Annotated in this window: 12 protein-coding genes and 1 pseudogene; 8 read left to right on the forward strand and 5 right to left on the reverse strand. The window is 70.3% G+C overall.

The genetic code is table 11. From position 1 onward, the window contains the following. Positions 1-193: 193 nt before the first annotated feature. Positions 194-1,816 (reverse strand): alkaline phosphatase D family protein, encoded by a 1,623-nt coding sequence (locus ACFT9I_RS24410; RefSeq protein ID WP_382567434.1) that lies wholly within the window; start codon positions 1,814-1,816, stop codon positions 194-196. Between the two features lie 199 nt (positions 1,817-2,015). On the opposite strand from ACFT9I_RS24410, the gene ACFT9I_RS24415 reads away from it, so the two are divergent. Both ACFT9I_RS24415 and ACFT9I_RS24420 read left to right on the forward strand, forming a co-directional pair. Beyond that, positions 2,016-3,377 (forward strand): NAD(P)/FAD-dependent oxidoreductase, encoded by a 1,362-nt coding sequence (locus ACFT9I_RS24415; protein WP_382567436.1) that lies wholly within the window; start codon positions 2,016-2,018, stop codon positions 3,375-3,377. 159 nt (positions 3,378-3,536) lie between these two features. Then, positions 3,537-4,151: a hypothetical protein gene (locus ACFT9I_RS24420; protein ID WP_382567438.1), complete on the forward strand. Its 615-nt coding sequence runs from the start codon at positions 3,537-3,539 to the stop codon at positions 4,149-4,151. Positions 4,152-4,214: 63 nt separating this feature from the next. Here ACFT9I_RS24420 and ACFT9I_RS24425 read toward each other — a convergent pair whose 3' ends face one another. Together ACFT9I_RS24425 and ACFT9I_RS24430 are read right to left on the reverse strand one after the other, a co-directional pair. After that, positions 4,215-7,439, reverse strand: a complete 3,225-nt coding sequence (locus ACFT9I_RS24425; protein ID WP_382567440.1) for an alpha-L-rhamnosidase — start codon at positions 7,437-7,439, stop codon at positions 4,215-4,217. A 215-nt stretch (positions 7,440-7,654) separates the two neighbouring features. Beyond that, positions 7,655-8,008, reverse strand: a pseudogene (locus tag ACFT9I_RS24430) (LLM class flavin-dependent oxidoreductase); the annotation flags it as partial. Positions 8,009-8,302: 294 nt separating this feature from the next. Here ACFT9I_RS24430 and ACFT9I_RS24435 point away from each other — a divergent pair. Genes ACFT9I_RS24435 through ACFT9I_RS24445 form a run of 3 tightly spaced genes read left to right on the forward strand, consistent with a single transcriptional unit; the run spans position 8,303 to position 11,735 of the window. Continuing rightward, positions 8,303-9,604, forward strand: a complete 1,302-nt coding sequence (locus tag ACFT9I_RS24435; RefSeq protein WP_382567442.1) for a PP2C family protein-serine/threonine phosphatase — start codon at positions 8,303-8,305, stop codon at positions 9,602-9,604. After that, complete coding sequence (locus ACFT9I_RS24440; RefSeq protein WP_382567444.1) at positions 9,604-11,289, forward strand: ATP-binding protein; 1,686 nt, start codon at positions 9,604-9,606, stop codon at positions 11,287-11,289. The genes ACFT9I_RS24435 and ACFT9I_RS24440 overlap by 1 nt, the downstream gene beginning before the upstream one ends. Continuing rightward, positions 11,286-11,735 carry a response regulator gene (locus ACFT9I_RS24445; RefSeq protein ID WP_382567446.1) on the forward strand — a complete coding sequence of 150 codons (450 nt, stop codon included), beginning with the start codon at positions 11,286-11,288 and terminating at the stop codon, positions 11,733-11,735. Before ACFT9I_RS24440 ends, ACFT9I_RS24445 begins: the two co-directional genes overlap by 4 nt. A 126-nt stretch (positions 11,736-11,861) precedes the next feature. Here the strand turns inward: ACFT9I_RS24445 and ACFT9I_RS24450 are convergent, their stop codons facing one another. Further along, positions 11,862-12,377 carry a MarR family winged helix-turn-helix transcriptional regulator gene (locus ACFT9I_RS24450; protein ID WP_382567448.1) on the reverse strand — a complete coding sequence of 172 codons (516 nt, stop codon included), beginning with the start codon at positions 12,375-12,377 and terminating at the stop codon, positions 11,862-11,864. A gap of 116 nt (positions 12,378-12,493) precedes the next feature. Between ACFT9I_RS24450 and ACFT9I_RS24455 the strand changes: the two genes are divergently transcribed. Next, complete coding sequence (locus ACFT9I_RS24455) at positions 12,494-13,684, forward strand: PP2C family protein-serine/threonine phosphatase (protein WP_382567450.1); 1,191 nt, start codon at positions 12,494-12,496, stop codon at positions 13,682-13,684. A gap of 85 nt (positions 13,685-13,769) precedes the next feature. Here ACFT9I_RS24455 and ACFT9I_RS24460 read toward each other — a convergent pair whose 3' ends face one another. Further along, complete coding sequence (locus ACFT9I_RS24460) at positions 13,770-14,666, reverse strand: SigB/SigF/SigG family RNA polymerase sigma factor (RefSeq protein ID WP_382567452.1); 897 nt, start codon at positions 14,664-14,666, stop codon at positions 13,770-13,772. Positions 14,667-14,856: 190 nt separating this feature from the next. Here ACFT9I_RS24460 and ACFT9I_RS24465 point away from each other — a divergent pair, with 190 nt between their 5' ends. Continuing rightward, a complete protein-coding gene (locus ACFT9I_RS24465) occupies positions 14,857-16,011 on the forward strand; it encodes a DUF475 domain-containing protein (RefSeq protein WP_382567453.1) in 1,155 nt (384 codons plus the stop codon). A 7-nt stretch (positions 16,012-16,018) separates the two neighbouring features. Then, a complete protein-coding gene (locus tag ACFT9I_RS24470) occupies positions 16,019-16,588 on the forward strand; it encodes a hypothetical protein (RefSeq protein ID WP_382567455.1) in 570 nt (189 codons plus the stop codon). Positions 16,589-16,664: the final 76 nt, after the last annotated feature.

The raw sequence follows: 16,664 nt of genomic DNA on the forward strand, positions 1-16,664 counted from the left end.
TCAGCTCGATCCAGGATCTTGGCCGTGTGGGCCGGTCGGGCTCGCATGCGCTCGTGCGTGCTGCCCTGGCCGAAAAGGTGCGGGCACGGGCGACAGCATGTCCCTCAGGAGCCCGTGCCACCAGAGGGCGGTACTCCGGTCAGGCCTGCTGGAGAGAATTCCACACGGCCATGACGGCCTCCGTGCCGCCGGGTTACGCGGGCGTCAATCCCGGATCGCCGGCCTTCGTGACGAACGACGCCGCCCTGGTGAGCGCGGAGCCCGGCTTCGTCACGGCCGTCAGGGTGTTGAACGTGACCGTCGCCCTGTCCTGCGCGAGCGTGAACGTCGTATACCCCCGGCGCCCGTTGTAGTACTTCATATGCGGATTCGCCGAGGTGAGGTTCGACCAGTTGGACGGCTTCTCCGCGCCGTCCATGCCGCTGCTGACCGAGGTCGTGGCGATCTCCGTCCCCACGACACGGGACTTCGGATCGTCGAAGTCCTCCTTCAGATCGAAGCCGTAGCCCACGTGTACGTCTCCGGTCAGCACCATCAGATTGTCGAGACCGGCCGCCTTCGCACCGTCCAGGACGCGTTTACGGGAGGCCGTGTACCCGTCCCACGCGTCCATCGACAGCTTGAAGCCCGACCCGGGCCTGTCACGGCGCTGCGCGAACGTCACCTGCTGCGCCAGCAGATTCCAGGTGGCGTTCGAGCTTTTCCAGCCGTCGATCAGCCACCGCTCCTGCGTCTCGCCGGTCATGGTGCGCTTGGGGTCCTTCGACTCCGCGCCCGGCACCTGCCAGTTGGCGCCCTGGACCTGGTTGGAGCGGTACTGCCGGGTGTCGAGGATGTCGAACTGGGCGAGCTGTCCGAAGTGCAGGCGGCGGTAGAGCTGCATGTCCGGGCCGTTGGGCTGCTGCGGGGTGCGCAGGGGCTGGTTCTCCCAGTACGCGCGGTAGGCGGCGGCCCTGCGGAGCAGGAACTCCTCCGGCGGTACGTCGTTCTCCGGGGTGGCGTCGGCGTAGTTGTTCTCCGTCTCGTGGTCGTCCCACGTGACGACGAAGGCGTGCGCGGCGTGCGCGGCCATCAGGTCCGGGTCGGACTTGTAGAGCCCGTAGCGCAGCCGGTAGTCCTCCAGCGTGACCGTCTCCGCGTTGTAGTGCGCGGGGAGCTTGCGGTCGGTGTACTTCCGCGAGCCGCCCTCCGCCGTCACGGCGTACTCGTAGAGGTAGTCGCCGAGGTGGACGACGACGTCGAGGTCCTCGGCGGCCAGATGCTTGTACGCCGTGAAATAGCCGTGGTAGTAGGCCTGACAGGACAGCGTGGCGAACTTGAGCTGGGTGATCAGGGCCCCGGCCGCGGGGGCGGTACGGGTGCGGCCCACCGGGCTGATCCACGTACCGACCCGGAAGCGGTAGAAGTAGAAGCGGTCGGCCGACAGCCCCGGCACCTCGACGCGCACGCTGTGGTGGAACTCGGGGTGGGCGGTCGCGGTGCCACTCTTGACGATCACGGCGAACCGCTCGTCGTGGGCGACCTCCCACTCCACCTCGGCCCGCTCGGCGGGCAGGCCGCTGTCCGCCGTGTACGGCTCGGGTGCCAGCCGGGTCCAGAGCAGAGCCGTGTCGGGCAGCGGGTCACCCGAGGCGACGCCCAGCGTGAAGGGGTTCTTGGTGATGTACCTGGGGTTGAGCCGGCGGGCGCTCGCCGCGCCGGCGGTCGGCATGTTCGCCGCGAAGGCGAGCACGGCCGCGGCGCCGGTGCGGGTGACGAACTGACGGCGGTCGATACGGCGGGCGGCAGCGCGGAATTCCGGCAGATGATTTCCCATGGTGGGTACTGATATGCCCTGTTATGCACGCTTGCTGACCCTGCATCAGAGTGATCTCTTCCTCCTCCCGGCGTATCCGGGCGTGCGGGACACGGGTGTGGTCCGGTGAAGTCCGCGCCGGAGCCGATCCGTCCGTGAGAGAAACCCGTCCCGGGGAAGGTGAAGGGCGACCCAGCACGACCCGGAAGGGATGGACACCGTGGCACGACCGAGGATTCTCGTAGTGGGCGCAGGCTTCGCGGGGGTGGCGTGCGTGCGCCGCCTGGAGCGGAAACTGAGCCCGGGAGAGGCGGAGATCTCCCTGGTCACGCCGTTCTCGTACCAGCTCTATCTGCCGTTGCTGCCGCAGGTGGCCTCGGGAGTGCTGACCCCGCAGTCGGTCGCGGTCTCCCTGCGCCGCAGCAAGAAGCACCGCACCCGGATCATCCCCGGCGGGGCCATCGGAGTGGATCCGAAGGCGAAGATCTGCGTCATCCGGATGATCACCGGTGAGATCGTGGACCAGCCGTACGACTACATCGTGCTGGCTCCCGGCAGCATCACCCGCACCTTCGACATCCCGGGACTCGTCGACAACGCGCGCGGTATGAAGACACTCGCCGAGGCCGCCTACGTACGCGACCACGTCATCGCACAGCTCGACATCGCTGACGCCAGCCCGGACGAGAAGGAGCGCGCGGCGCGCCTGCAGTTCGTGGTGGTCGGCGGCGGCTACGCGGGCACGGAGACGGCCGCCTGCCTCCAGCGCGTCACCACCAACGCCCTGCGGCGCTATCCGCGGCTGGACCCGAAGCAGATCAAGTGGCACCTCATCGACATCGCCCCCAAGCTCATGCCGGAACTCGGCGACAAGCTCGGCGCCACCGCCCTGGACATCCTCCGCAAGCGCGGGATCGAGGTGTCGCTCGGGGTGTCGATCGCCAAGGCGGGCCCCGACGAGGTGACCTTCACCGACGGCCGGGTGCTGCCCTGCCGCACGCTCATCTGGACGGCGGGCGTCGTCGCGAGCCCGCTGGTCGGCACGTTCGAGGCCGAGACGCTGCACGGCCGGCTGGTGGTCTCGCCCGAGCTGCGGGTCGGCGGCCTCGACGGCGTCTTCGCCCTCGGCGACGCGGGGGCCGTGCCGGACCTGACGAAGGGCGGCGACGCGATCTGCCCGCCGACCGCCCAGCACGCCATGCGGCAGGGCCGTACGGCCGCGGACAATGTCATCGCCACGGTGCGTCAGCAGCCTCTCCAGAGTTACGAGCACAAGGATCTGGGCCTCGTCGTCGACCTCGGCGGCCGGGACGCGGTCTCCAAGCCCATGGGCGTCGAACTGCGCGGGCTGCCGGCCCAGGCCGTCGCCCGTGGCTACCACTGGTCGGCGCTGCGGACCAATGTCGCCAAGGCGCGGGTGCTGACCAACTGGGTGCTCAACGCCGTCGCCGGGGATGACTTCGTACGGACCGGGTTCCAGGCGCAGAAGCCGGCCTCGCTGCACGACTTCGAGTTCACGGACGCCTATCTGACGCCGGAGCAGGTGCGTGAACACACGGGGACGCTGACCGCGCGCCAGTGACCAACGTTTTTCAGCCGATCGGGTAATCCGACCAATCCGTGGCGTTGTTGACTCCGAAGACGTGTCTGAATGGGCGTATCCGCGACTCGCGGAGAGAAGACCAGGGGGCACGCGGATCCAGTGAACGTACACAGAGACAGTGAGCCAGAAACGCGACAGGTGTTCGTCGACACCAGCGGTCGCCGGAGCCGGACGTTCCGGCGGTTCGGCTGGGCGGTCGCCATCGTCTGCGCCTGTTACGCGACGACCGTGGCCGCCTCGCTGGTCGGGGGCAGCTCCGGCGCACCGTTTCTCCGGATACCGGGCGTGACGGACGCGGTGGCCGAGGCCGCCGAGGTCAAGGGGGCAGGGGCAGGGGCCGAGCAGCCCAGCTGGGAGCCGACCATCCCGAACGGGACCCTGCCCGCCGACTGGGGCTGGGAGGAGGGCGTCGTACCTCCGTCGGCCACGGCGGCTCCCGCCGAAGCGGCCGATGCGGGGGACGGCGCCGCCGCCCCCCGCGAGACCCCGGCGGGTGGTGCGGACACGGTCGCTTCCGGCTCCGGCTCCGGACAGAACGCGGAGACGGAAACAGAGACGGGTTCGGGCCCGGACACCGCGCCGACGCCGCCGGCCTCGGACGTGACCCCGCCCGCCGGCGACAACGCGGGTACGCCTCCGAAGGAGCCGCAGGTCGAGCCCGACCCGCCGGCCGACGAGCCCGAGGGCAACGGCAATCCGGTCGACGGCCTTCTCGGTGGTCTCCTCGGACTGCCGCCGCTGCTCGGCGGCTGACCCGCGCCGACGGTCGGCGGCCGGGTACGGGACGCCCTCCCGCACCCGGCCGCCGGACCGCGATCAGGTGGTGAACCGATGGCGCCCCGACGCCACCGCGTACACCGCGCAACCGTCCTGCATCCGCAGGAACTTCGCGCCCTTGTGCCTGACGTCGCCCGCCTTCCGCGCCGGCACCCACACCTCGGCCGTGGTGTTGGGCGGCACCGAGCACTCCAGCTCGAAGCCGCCCGGCCCCGACTCCCAGCGGGTGCTGATCGGCCCGTGGACCGACGCGTACCGGCCCCCGGCCCGCTTCACCTCACCACCGGGCCGTGGTCTGATGACGATCTCCTTGAACCCCGGCCGGCCCGGCGCGATCCCCGCGATGTTCGCGTACATCCACTCGCCGACCGACCCGTAGGCGTAGTGGTTGAAGGAGTTCATCCCGGCGTCCTGGAAACTGCCGTCCGGCCTGATCGAGTCCCAGCGCTCCCACATCGTGGTCGCGCCGTTCTCGATCTGGTACCCCCAGCCGGGGAACGTGCGCCGGTGCAGCAGGCGGTACGCCACATCGGTGTGGCCGGTGTCGGTGAGCACCGGCAGCAGCCGGGGCGTGCCGAGGAAGCCGGTCGACAGATGCCAGTCCTTCGCCTCGATCAGCGCCACCAGCCGGTCGGCGGCGGGCCCGCGGGACGCCTCGGGCAGTAGATCCATGGACAGGGCGAGCACGTACGCCGTCTGCGTATCACCCTTCACCCGGCCGTCGGCCGTCACGTACGCCGCCCGGAAGGCGTCGCGGACCTGGCCGAACAGCGTCTCGTACGGCGCGGGATCCTTGCCCAGCACCCGGGCCGTCCGCGCGGTGAGATCGGCGACATGAGCGAAGTAGGCGGTGCCGATGACGTCCTTCGGCGTCTCGTCCTCGATGTTGAGCCAGTCGCCGAAACCGTCCGCCGGGCGCAGCAGGTTGTCGCTGTGCGCCCGCAGATAGTCCAGCCACTTGACCATCGAGTCCCACGACGCGTCGAGTATCCGCTCGTCGCCGTACGCCTGGTACAGCGCCCACGGCACCGTGACACCGGCGTCGCCCCAACCGGCCGAGCCGTCGCCGACGCCCGCGATGTCCGGGGCGACGTGGGTGAACGAGCCGCCGTCGGTCTGGGCGTCCCGCAGGTCCTGGAGCCACTTGGTGAGGAAGCGCGCGGACTCCATGACGTACGTCGCGGTGGGGGCGAAGACGTTGATGTCACCGGTCCAGCCGAGCCGTTCGTCCCGGGCGGGCGTGTCGGTCGGAATGGAGAGGAAGTTGCCGCGCTGGCCCCAACTGATGTTGCTGTGCAGCTGGTTGAGCATGGGGACGTCGGAGTCGAACTCGAAGGTGAACGGCGCCGACGTGTGCATGACGCGGCCGGTGATCGCACTCGCGCGCGGCGTGCCCGGGAAGCCGGTGACCTCGACGTAGCGGAAACCGTGGAAGGTGAAGCGCGGTTCGAACGTCTCCTCGCCCCCGCCCTTGAGCGTGTAGGTGTCGGTGGCGCGCGCCGTACGGAGGTTGGTGGTGTAGACCGAGCCGTCCGGGTTCAGCACCTCGGCGTGCCGCAGCTTCACGGTCGTGCCCGCCGTGCCCGACACCCGGAGCCGTACCGAACCGACCATGTTCTGGCCGAGGTCGAAGACGAAGACCCCCGGCGCCACGCGCGTGACCTTCTTGGCGGGCAGCTCCTTCGTGATCCGCACCGGGCCGTCCAGCTCCGCGACGATCTCCGTCGTGATGCCGTCGACCTGCTCGGCCGCGAGCCAGCCCTTGTCGTCGAAGCCCGGTGACGTCCAGCCCTTCGTCTCCAGGCGGGCGTCGTACTGCTCGCCCGCCTGCATGTCGGTCGACACGATGGGCCCGGACGCGGCCCGCCAGTTGTTCCCCGACACGACCCGCTCGGTCGTCCCGTCCTGGTACGTGACCTCCAACTGGGCCAGCAGCGCGGGCCGGTCGCCGTAGTGGTGCGGTCCGAACATGCCGAGGTTGCCGCCGTACCAGCCGAGCGCGAGATGCGCGCCGAGCGCGTTGGCGCCGCGCCGGACGAGCGCGGTGACGTCGTACGTCTGGTACTGCACCCGCTGGCGGTAGTCGGTCCAGCCGGGCGCGAACTGGTCCTTGCCGACGCGCTGTCCGTTGATGTGCGCCTCGTAGTGGCCGAGCGCGGTCGTGAGGAGACGGGCGCTCGCGACCGGCTTGTCCGCCAGTCGGAAGGCGTGCCGCAGCTGGGTGGCGGGAAAGATCGCGGGCGCCACCGCTCCCCACGGCCCGGAGCCCCACGCGGGGCCCTTCTTGGCGGCGGGCCAGGCACTGTCGTCGTAATCGGCCTGCTGCCAGGCGCCGGACGGCTCCTTGTCCGTGCTCTTCCAGGTGTCGTCCGTGTGGACGGTGCTCGTGGTCCCGTCGGCCGAGGTCAGTTCCAGTACGGCGATGAAACCCGTCGGGCTCTCGGTGGCGTTGATCGCGGACGCGGCCAGGACGTTGGCGCCGGCGCGCAGGTGGGCCGTGACATCGACGACGGCCGGACGGCGCCAGTTCTCGGCGGGCCCGTCGGGCTCGGTACGGCTCACCTCGGTGCCGTTCACGTACACGGTGTACGCGTCGTCGGCGCCCACCACGAGACGGGCGCCCGTGACACCGGCCGGGACATCGACGGCGTGGCGGAACCAACGGGTCCCGGCGGGCAGGTTGTTCGCCGGTTCGCCCTCGGGGAACCAGATCCAGGACGAGCCCCGCAGGGTCGGCGCACCGCTCAGCGTCGCCGGCGCGGCGATCCACCGCGCGGACCAGGCCGCCGTGCTCATCAGCCCGGTCTCCCACCAGGCGCTGTCACTCCAGCCGGAGACCTCACCGGCGGCGTTCCAGACCCGGACCGACCAGTGATACCGCGTCAGTGGCTTGAGCGCGGGCCCCGCGTACGACACGAGCACCGAGTGGTCCGACTCGACCTTCCCGCTGTCCCACACGTCGGGCTTCGCCAGCTTGTCGGGACTCGACGCGACCCGGACCTGGTACGCGCTCTGCGCCTGGCCGGGCGTGTCGGACAGCAGGGGCCAACTCAGCCTGGGCTTCGGGGTGTCGAGGCCCAGCGGATTGCGTACGTACTCGACGGTCGGCGCGCCGACCCGGAGTGCGCCGGCCCGGCCCGGGCCGGCGGCGGTGCCGGTCACGGCCTGCTCGGCGGCCTGCGCCGACGGCGCGGCGGCCGTGGCGAGGGAGGTGCCCAGTGCGGCTGCGGTGGTGGTGGTGAGCATGCGGCGTCTACTGATCACGTCAACCCCAGAACAATTCGACAGTGAATCGATTCATTGCGTGAAAGTAGGGGCGGGCTCCTGGCGCGTCAAGGTGTCGCGCTCACATTGCCTTGCCGGGCAGGCGATTTGAGCCTCTTGGCTGAACCCTTTCAGTTCGCTACGACCAGTCCTCGGGCTGTTGAACCCTTCGGGGTGAGCCGCCGCGGCGGACCGTCGAGTTTCGCGCGCGTAGCGGGGCCCGTCACCGCCTGCGTCACAGCAGCCGGATGATGTCCAGGGCCTCCCGCGAGGACGAAGCGGCCGTCGGAGAGCAGCGCGAGCGTCACCGCCGCCTGGGCGATGACCGCCGGGTGGTGGCGCACGGTCGGACAGGTCACGCCGGTGGCGAGACCGACGCGTTCGGTCTTCGCCGCGATCGCGCCCAGCACGGTCCGGGTGAAGGGGGAATGTCCCTGGTTGTCGGGCCATGGGTGGAAGTGGTCGCTGATCTCGGCGAAGTCGAAACCCGCGCGCTCGGCGAGGACCGCCTGCCGGACCGGTTCCGCCGGACCGAACGCCTCGGAGGCCAGTTTGTAACCGATCCGCATGTACGGTCCTCGTCTCTGCCAGGATCACTTCCGGGTACTCCCGGGGCAGCCGCTTCGACCGTGCCCGCGCACAGGTACCCGATGTTCCCGGGCGGCTGACGGGACCCTCGGCCACCAGGACGACCACGCGTCCGACCGGTGGGCGCGCGGGTCGTGAGAGGGCAGCCCCGACGGTCGTCCGAGGGTGATCCGGGAAAATGTTGTCATGCGGTAACTGATCGCTTTAGTCTCAACCCGGACGCACCCGGCGGTCCCACGGGCCGTGGCGCCCGTGGCGAGAGGAGAACAACTGCCATGGGCACCCGCCCGAACACAGCGGTCAAATCCACCTCAGGCAGACCCGGCACCCCTTCGTCGCCCGGCGTACGGGGACACGTCCCCGCGAGCAGGGACACGACGCGGGGGGACGACGCGGCGCAGGCCCTGTGGAACGGGCGCCCGCCCACGGTGCTGCTGATCGAGGACGACCCCGGCGACGCGCTCCTGGTCGAGGAACTCGTGGCCGACAGCGAGGTCCCGCTGCGGCTGAGCCTCGCCAGGACGCTGGCCGAGGCGGTCGTCGCGCTGGAGGCGGAGGTGCCGCAGTGCATCCTGCTCGACCTCCATCTGCCGGACGCCCAGGGCCTGGAAGCGCTGGAGCGGGTCCTCGTCCACGCCGGCGGTGCGGCCGTGGTCGTGCTGACCGGGCTCGCCGAGGAGCAGGCCGGTCTCGCGGCCGTCGCGGCCGGGGCCCAGGACTATCTGATCAAGGGGCGGGTGGAGCCCGACCTGTTCCTCCGCGCGATCCGCTACGCGATCCAGCGCAAGCACACCGAACAGGCGGCGTCCGCCCTCCAGACGAGCCGGCTCCGCGCCCAGGAGAACGCCCGCCTGGAGCGCGGCCTCCTGCCCACCCCGCTGCTCCTCGACTCGACGGTCGCCATATGCGCCCGCTACCAGCCCGGCCGCTCCCAGGCGCTGCTCGGCGGCGACTTCTACGACGTCGTCCAGACACCCGACGGTATGACCCACGCGGTCGTGGGCGACGTCTCCGGGCACGGGCCCGACGAGGCGGCGCTCGGTGTGTGTCTGCGGGTGGCGTGGCGCTCCTTCGTCCTGGCGGGCGCCCGCGGCCAGCAACTCCTCGCCCTGCTCGAACAGATCCTCGTCGCCGAACGGTCCGGTCCCGAGATCTTCGCGACCCTCACCTGTCTGACCCGGCTGCCGGCCGAGGACCACATGAACGTGCAGCGCGCCGGCCACCCCGGCGTGCTGATCCGGTCGCCCGAGGGCGGCGTGCGCCTGGAGGAGGTGCCGGGCGGTCCCGTACTCGGCCTGCTGCCCGGCCGGGTGTCCTGGCCCGTGACCGCCGTCCCCGTCCACCGGCACGGCGCGGTGATGATGTTCACCGACGGGCTCATCGAGGGACGTATCGGCACCGGTTTCGAACGGCTGGGGGAGCACGGGCTCCTGGAACTCGCCCGGCGCCACGCGCACGAAGCGGCCGAGACGTTCGTCGACACGCTGATCCACTCCGCGCAGACCCTCGCGGCGAGCGGCGGTGGCCTGGCCGACGACGTCGCCGTGCTTCACCTCGAATGGAACGGTGCCACCTGATGTCCGACACCACGCGACCTCCCGCCGGGACGCCGCGCCCGCCGTTCGGCCACCGGGTCCGGATACTCCGGCGGCTCACCGTCCAGGGCTGGTTCCTGCTGGCCGTCGCCGCCCTCTGCGCCATGACGCTGGTCGCCGGGGCGGTGGCCGCCGCCACGCTCGCGCGCACCACCGAGACCGGCGACCACCTGATCGACGAGGTGTCCCCGGCCCGTACCCAGGCCTTCCGGCTCCAGGCCGCCCTTCTCGACCAGGAGACGGGCGTCCGCGGCTATCAGCTGACCAGGGACGAGGACCTGCTGGAGCCGTACCGGCGCGGCCTCACCGACGAGACGGCGGCGCGCGAGCGGCTCGCCGACCTGGTCGACGGACTCGACCGGCCGGTCGCCGACCTGCGGGCGGTCGACCGGGCCGCGCGCGAGTGGCGCACCGAGTTCGCCGACCCGGCGCTGGCGGGCGCGTCGGGCGACGACGCCACCTCGGTGACCGAGGCGAAGCAGGCCTTCGACCGGGTCCGCGCGGCGCTCGACGCCCAGCAAGAACACCTCGGGCAGGAGCAGCGCGACGCACGAGCCGCGTTCGCCGGGGCCCGCACGGACCGCGACCGGGCGCTGATCGCCGCCCTGGTGGCGTTCCTGCTGACCGGGGTGGCGATCACCGTCCTCGTGCACTTCACGGTGGTACGGCCGCTGGACACCGTGCGCACCGCGTCGAGGCGCGTCGCCGACGGGGACTTCGACCACGCGATCCCCGCGCACGGGCCGGCCGATCTGCGGACCCTCGCGGCGGCCGTGGAGGGCATGCGGCTCCGGGTGGTCAGCGAACTCGCCACCTCCCGGAGCAACGAGGGCGAACTCGCCCGCCAGGCCGCCGAGCTGGACGCGAGCGCGGTGGAACTGCGGCGCTCCAACGCCGAGTTGGAACAGTTCGCGTACGTCGCCTCGCACGACCTCCAGGAGCCGCTGCGCAAGGTCGCCTCCTTCTGCCAGCTGCTGGAGAAGCGGTACGGCGACCAGCTCGACGACCGCGCCACGCAGTACATCGGCTTCGCCGTCGACGGCGCCAAGCGCATGCAGGTCCTGATCAACGACCTGCTCACCTTCTCCCGCGTCGGCCGGGTCCAGGACGCGCAGGTACCGGTCGCCCTCGACGCGGCCCTGGACCGCGCCGTACGGAATCTCTCGGTGACGATCGAGGAGAGCGGCGCCGTCATCGAGCGCCCGGCCGAGCTGCCCGAGGTCGTCGGCGACCCGACGCTGCTGACGATGCTCTGGCAGAACCTCGTCGGGAACGCGGTCAAGTTCCGCCGCCCCGACCGGGAACCGCGCATCAGCATCGCCGTGGACCGGGTGGAAGGGGCCGACTCCTGGACGTTCACCGTCACCGACAACGGGATCGGCATCGCCGAGGAGTTCGCCGAGAAGGTCTTCGTCATCTTCCAGCGGCTGCACGCGAGGGACGCGTACGCGGGCACCGGCATCGGTCTGTCGCTGTGCAAGAAGGTCGTTGAACACAGCGGCGGGCACATCTGGATCGACACGACCCACACCGACGGCACACGTATCGCCTTCACCCTCCCCGCAGAACTCGCCGTAGAACCGCCGCTGCCCGAGGCCGTCGAGCCGGCCTCGCCGGACGTCAGCACCGCCCCGCCGGTCACCACCACCGAAGGAAGCACCGTATGAGCACCTCGCCCCAGCCTCGGCCCGTCGAAATCCTGCTCGTCGAGGACGACGCCGGCGACGAACTCATGACCCGGGAGGCGTTCGAGGACAACAAGATCGGCAACACCCTGCATGTCGTACGGGACGGTCTGGAGGCCCTGGACTTCCTCTACCAGCGCGAGGAGCACATCGAGGCACCGCGCCCCGATCTCATCCTGCTCGATCTGAATCTGCCCAAGTACGACGGCCGTCAGGTGCTGGAGAAGATCAAGTCCGACCCGGACCTCAGTCATATCCCGGTGGTGGTCCTGACCACGTCGGCGGCCGAGGAGGACATTCTCCGCAGCTACAAGCTGCACGCCAACGCGTATGTGACCAAGCCCGTCGACCTCGAACAGTTCATCAAGGCGGTCCAGCAGATCGACGACTTCTTCGTGACCGTGGTCAAGCTGCCGCGCGCGTTCTGAGACCGGCGGGCCGCGCTGTTAAACTTCACAACAGAGACTGTTGCCCTACGTAAACATTCTTGGCGGGACCGCACTCCGAACCCCGCACCGTCCACCACTCGCACGCGGAAATGGGGCGCGATGACGTCAGGCGCTGTTCGCCGCCGAGCCCCGGTCGTCCGTGGGACGCGCCTCGGCCGCCGCGTCGAGCCGGGCGGACGCCGCCATGTGGAACGCGGTCAGCCCCTCCGTGAGCGCGGCCACCGCCGAGGCGTCCATGCCGTCCAGTACGGCGCTGACCTCCCGCGCCCGGATCGCCCGGTGCTCGTCCAGCACCTTGCGTCCGCGCGGGCTCAGCCGCAGCTCCACCTCACGGCGGCTGGTCGTGCTGGTGCGCCGCTCCACCAGGCCCAGAGCCTCCATCCGGTCGCACAGCCGGCTGACGGACGGGGGGCGGGAGCCGAGCGCCTTGCCCAGCGAGCGCAGGTTCGTCCCGTCGTACTTTTCCAGCACGAGCAGGGCCCTGAGCTGCGAGGGCGACACCGTTCCCGACGGCGCCGCTTCCTGTCCGCGCCCCCACAACACCTCAAGCAGCTCCGAGGCGGCACGAGCGGCCTCGGACATCTTCTCGCGCGGACGCGGCTGACCGGTGAGGGGGGACATCCGTCCACTGTGTCACCCGACGGCGACCTCTGTCAGCTCTGCCCCGCCCCCGAGGCCGCCCACACGGCTGCCCGCGAGGCCACCCCCGTCCCCCTACCAAGATTGTTTGAGAGACCGTGACGCAACGCGACGACGTACTCGGAAGATCGGTGCGGGCAGCCGCGCCGCACGCGCTCGTGGACAGGGTCCGCGACACGCTCGCCGCCTCGCACGGCGCCACGCGCGTGCAACTGTTCCTCGCCGACTACGGCGCCACGGTCCTCACCCCGTACGACCCGCTCCCGGGCAAGGAACAGCCGCTCTCCCTCTACAACAGCCCCGAGGGACGGGCGTTCGGCAGCCAGGAACCGCGCGAGCAGCAGGTCAGACACGGCGACGCCGTGGACCACCACCTGCCGGTGACCGTCCGCGGCGAACGGACCGGCATCCTCTCGGTGCGACTGCCCGGCGACCGTTCCACCCCGGAGGCCGTGGACGAGCTGACACACGTCGCCGATCTGCTGGGGCACGAGATCCTGGTCGCAGAGCGGGACACCGACGCCTACCAGCGGGCCCGCCGGATCAGCCGGCTCACGCTCGCGGCCGAGATGCAGTGGCAACTGCTTCCCGCGCGCGCCTGCACCGCCGAGGAGTTCGCCATCGGCGCCCAGCTGGAACCGGCCTACGCCATTCACGGGGACAACTTCGACTGGGCGGCCGACGCGGAGGAGCTGACCGTCGCCGTCACCAACGGCATGGGCGAAGGCATCCAGGCGTCCCTGCTCAGCAACCTCGCCGTCAACGCCCTGCGCAACGCGCGCCGCTCGGGCCTCGACATCGCGGGCCAGGCGGCCCTCGCCGACCAGGCGCTCTACGAGCAGCACCGGGGCGCGTCGCACGTGTCGACTCTGCTGATGCGTTTCGACCTGGCGACCGGCCGCGTGGAGGTCGTGGACGCGGGCTCGCCGCAACTGTGGCGCAGACGCGGCCGGACGGTCGAACGCGTCCCCCTCGAAGCGCAGCTCCCGCTCGGCATGTTCGAGGAGTCCCACTACGAGGCCCAGGAATTCCACCTGCTGCCGGGCGACCGGCTGCTCATGGTGAGCGACGGTGTGTACGACGCGCTCTCGCCGGACGGTGAGCCGTACGGCCGGCAGGCGCTGGCCCGCGCGATCAACTCCACCAGTCTGCTTCCCGCCGCCGCGGCGCCGCGCGCCCTGCTGCGCGCGCTGGCCGAGTTCCGCAAGGCGGACACGACGGACGACGCGCTCGTGCTCTGCCTCGACTGGTCGGGCAGACCGGACGCCGAGCCGCCGGCACAGAGCTGAGCGGAGCCGAACAACGAGGGGTGCGGGCGCCCGACCGGCGCCCGCACCCCGTTGTTCAGCTCCACTCTTCAGGGGCGGCCGTGGCTCACTCCTCGGCGAGCATCCCCGTACGCAAGGTGGTCAGGATGCGCGAGAGCAGCCGGGACACATGCATCTGCGACACGCCCAGCTCGGCGCCGATCTCGGACTGCGTCATCTCACGTCCGAATCGCATCTCGACGATCTCGCGCTCACGTTCGTCGAGCTCCTCCAGCAGGGGGGCCAGTGCGTGGAAGTCCTCGACCAGTTCCATGGCCGGATCGCACGCGCCGAGCGTGTCGGCGAAGGCACGCCCGCCGGTACCGGCCGGTCCGTCGTCCCCGCCGTCGGCCGGCAGATCGATCGACCCGGCGGTGTAGCCGTTGGAGGCGATCCGCCCGTCGATGACCTCGGCCTCGGTCAGCTCCAGATGCCCGGCCAGCTCCGCCACTGTGGGCGCGCGGCCGAGCGTGTCGGTCAGCGCGTCCTGGGCCTTGGCCAGGTCCGCACGCAACTCCTGAAGCCTGCGCGGCACATGGACGGCCCAGGTGGTGTCCCGGAAGAACCGCTTGATCTCCCCGTGGATGTACGGCACGGCGAAGGAGCTGAACTCCACCTCGCGGGACAGGTCGAACCGGTCGATGGCCTTGATCAGACCGATCGTGCCGACCTGGAGGATGTCCTCCATGTCACCGCTGCCGAGGTTGCGGAAGCGCCGTGCCGCGAATCTGACCAGGGACTGGTTCATCTCGATCAGTGTGTTGCGGGCGTACTGGTACTCGTGGGTGCCTTCTTCGAGGACCTGGAGCCGGTCGAAGAAGAGCTTCGACAGCTGCCGGGCGTCCTGGGGGGAGACCTTCCCCGTGTCCTCGATCCAAGGAAGCTCGCCGGACGGCGAGTCCGTACGAGTGGTGGCCGCTCCGATGCCCGCGGGGGCCGGAGCGGCGGGGGAATCCGTACTCATCGTCACGTCATCGCCTTTGCTGGTGTAGGCACTCTGCTGTGATGCCACTGCCTGAGGACCCGTCCGGTACTACCGTGGCCTAATAGTTGCTGTCTGGCAAGTGTTGCCCCCGAGTGGCCTTTCCCGTGGTCCTTCCGGCGGGATGCGTGAGCGAAGATCGCCTAGCATGTCCGCGGAAGGCTGGTGAGTCGTGGTACTGAAAACATTCGGCTGGGCATTCGGGTTCACCGTGCTCGGCCTCGCAGTGGCGGTGATCTACGACGGCTGGACCGCACTCGGGGTCGTGGCGATCCTGACCGTGCTGGAGATCTCGCTGTCCTTCGACAACGCGGTGATCAACGCCGGGATCCTGAAGAAGATGAGTGCCTTCTGGCAGAAGATCTTCCTCACGATCGGTGTCCTCATCGCCGTGTTCGGCATGAGACTCGCGTTTCCCGTCGTCATCGTCGCGGTCACCGCCAAGCTCAGCCCCGTCAAGGCGGTGCAGCTGGCGGTCAACGACAAGGACCGGTACCAGCAACTGGTCACCGACGCCCACCCGTCCATCGCCGCCTTCGGCGGCATGTTCCTGCTGATGATCTTCCTGAGCTTCATCTTCGAGGACCGCGAGATCAAGTGGCTGGGCTGGATCGAACGCCCGCTGGCCAAGCTCGGACAGGTCGAGATGCTGTCCGTCTGCCTCTCGCTGATCGTGCTGCTGATCGCCTCCATGACGGTCGCGACCCACGCCCACCAGCACGGCGGCGAACACGCCGACAAGGCGCAGACGGTCCTCACCTCCGGACTCGCCGGCCTCGTCACGTATCTGATCGTCGGCGGGCTCTCCAGCTTCTTCGAGAACAGACTGGCCGACGAGGCGGACGCCCAGGCCGACGCGGAGGTGATTCCGCCGGGCGAGCCGGGAACGGGGACCGCGGCCGGTCAGAGCGGCAAGGGCGGTCCGTCGCTGGTCGCCGTCACCGGCAAGGCCGCCTTCTTCATGTTCCTCTACCTCGAAGTCATCGACGCGTCCTTCTCCTTCGACGGCGTGATCGGCGCGTTCGCCATCACCAACGACATCGTGCTGATGGCACTCGGCCTCGGTATCGGCGCGATGTACGTCAGGTCGCTCACCGTCTACCTGGTCCGCCAGGGGACATTGGACGACTACGTCTATCTGGAGCACGGCGCGCACTACGCGATCGGCGCGCTGGCCGTGATCCTGCTCATCACCATCCAGTACCAGATCAGCGAGATCATCACCGGCCTCATCGGCGTCGTCCTGATCGGCTGGTCCTTCTGGTCGTCGGTCCTGCGCAACCGACGGATCGCGGCGGGCCGGGCGCGCGCGTCCGACATGGCGTAAGGCGTACGTGACCACCGGGACCGCCCGCCGCGTCACCGACGTGCTCCAGCCCCGCAACGCCCTGCTCGCCGGAATGACCGGCATCGGCGCGGCGGCGGCGGGCGACTGGACCGGCGTCCCCTGGGGGCTGTTGGGCGCGGTGTGCGCCGGGCTGGTACCCGCCGCGTACATAGAGTGGGAGCGCGGGCGCGGCAGATGGGGCGACCGGCACGTCGTGGACCGGACGCAGCGCGCACCGATCTTCCTGGTGATCCTCGGCTCGATCGCTCTCGGCGCGCTCGCCATGATCGCCGGCGGGGCGCCCACGGGCATCCTGATCGCGATGACCGCCCTGTGGGCGATGACGGTCGTCCTGCTGGCGGTCAACACCGTATGGAAGATCAGCGTCGACTCCGCCGTGGCGTCCGCGGTCGTCGCGATGCTCGCCGCCGTCCACGACCCGTGGTGGCTCGCGGCGTACGCGGTGGTCGTCGCCGTGTGCTGGTCCCGGGTACGCCTCGGCTACCACTCCGTCGCCCAGACGGCGGCCGGCGCGACGCTGGGCGCGGCCACGGCGGCGGCGTTCCTCCCGCTCTAGGGCGGTGACCGGGAAGGTTCACCGGGTCCGTCCGGTGGCCGGTTCGTCCTCAATCGCCGGACGGGCTCAACTGAGC

This window comes from Streptomyces sp. NPDC057137 (assembly GCF_042670825.1).
Taxonomy (GTDB): domain Bacteria; phylum Actinomycetota; class Actinomycetes; order Streptomycetales; family Streptomycetaceae; genus Streptomyces.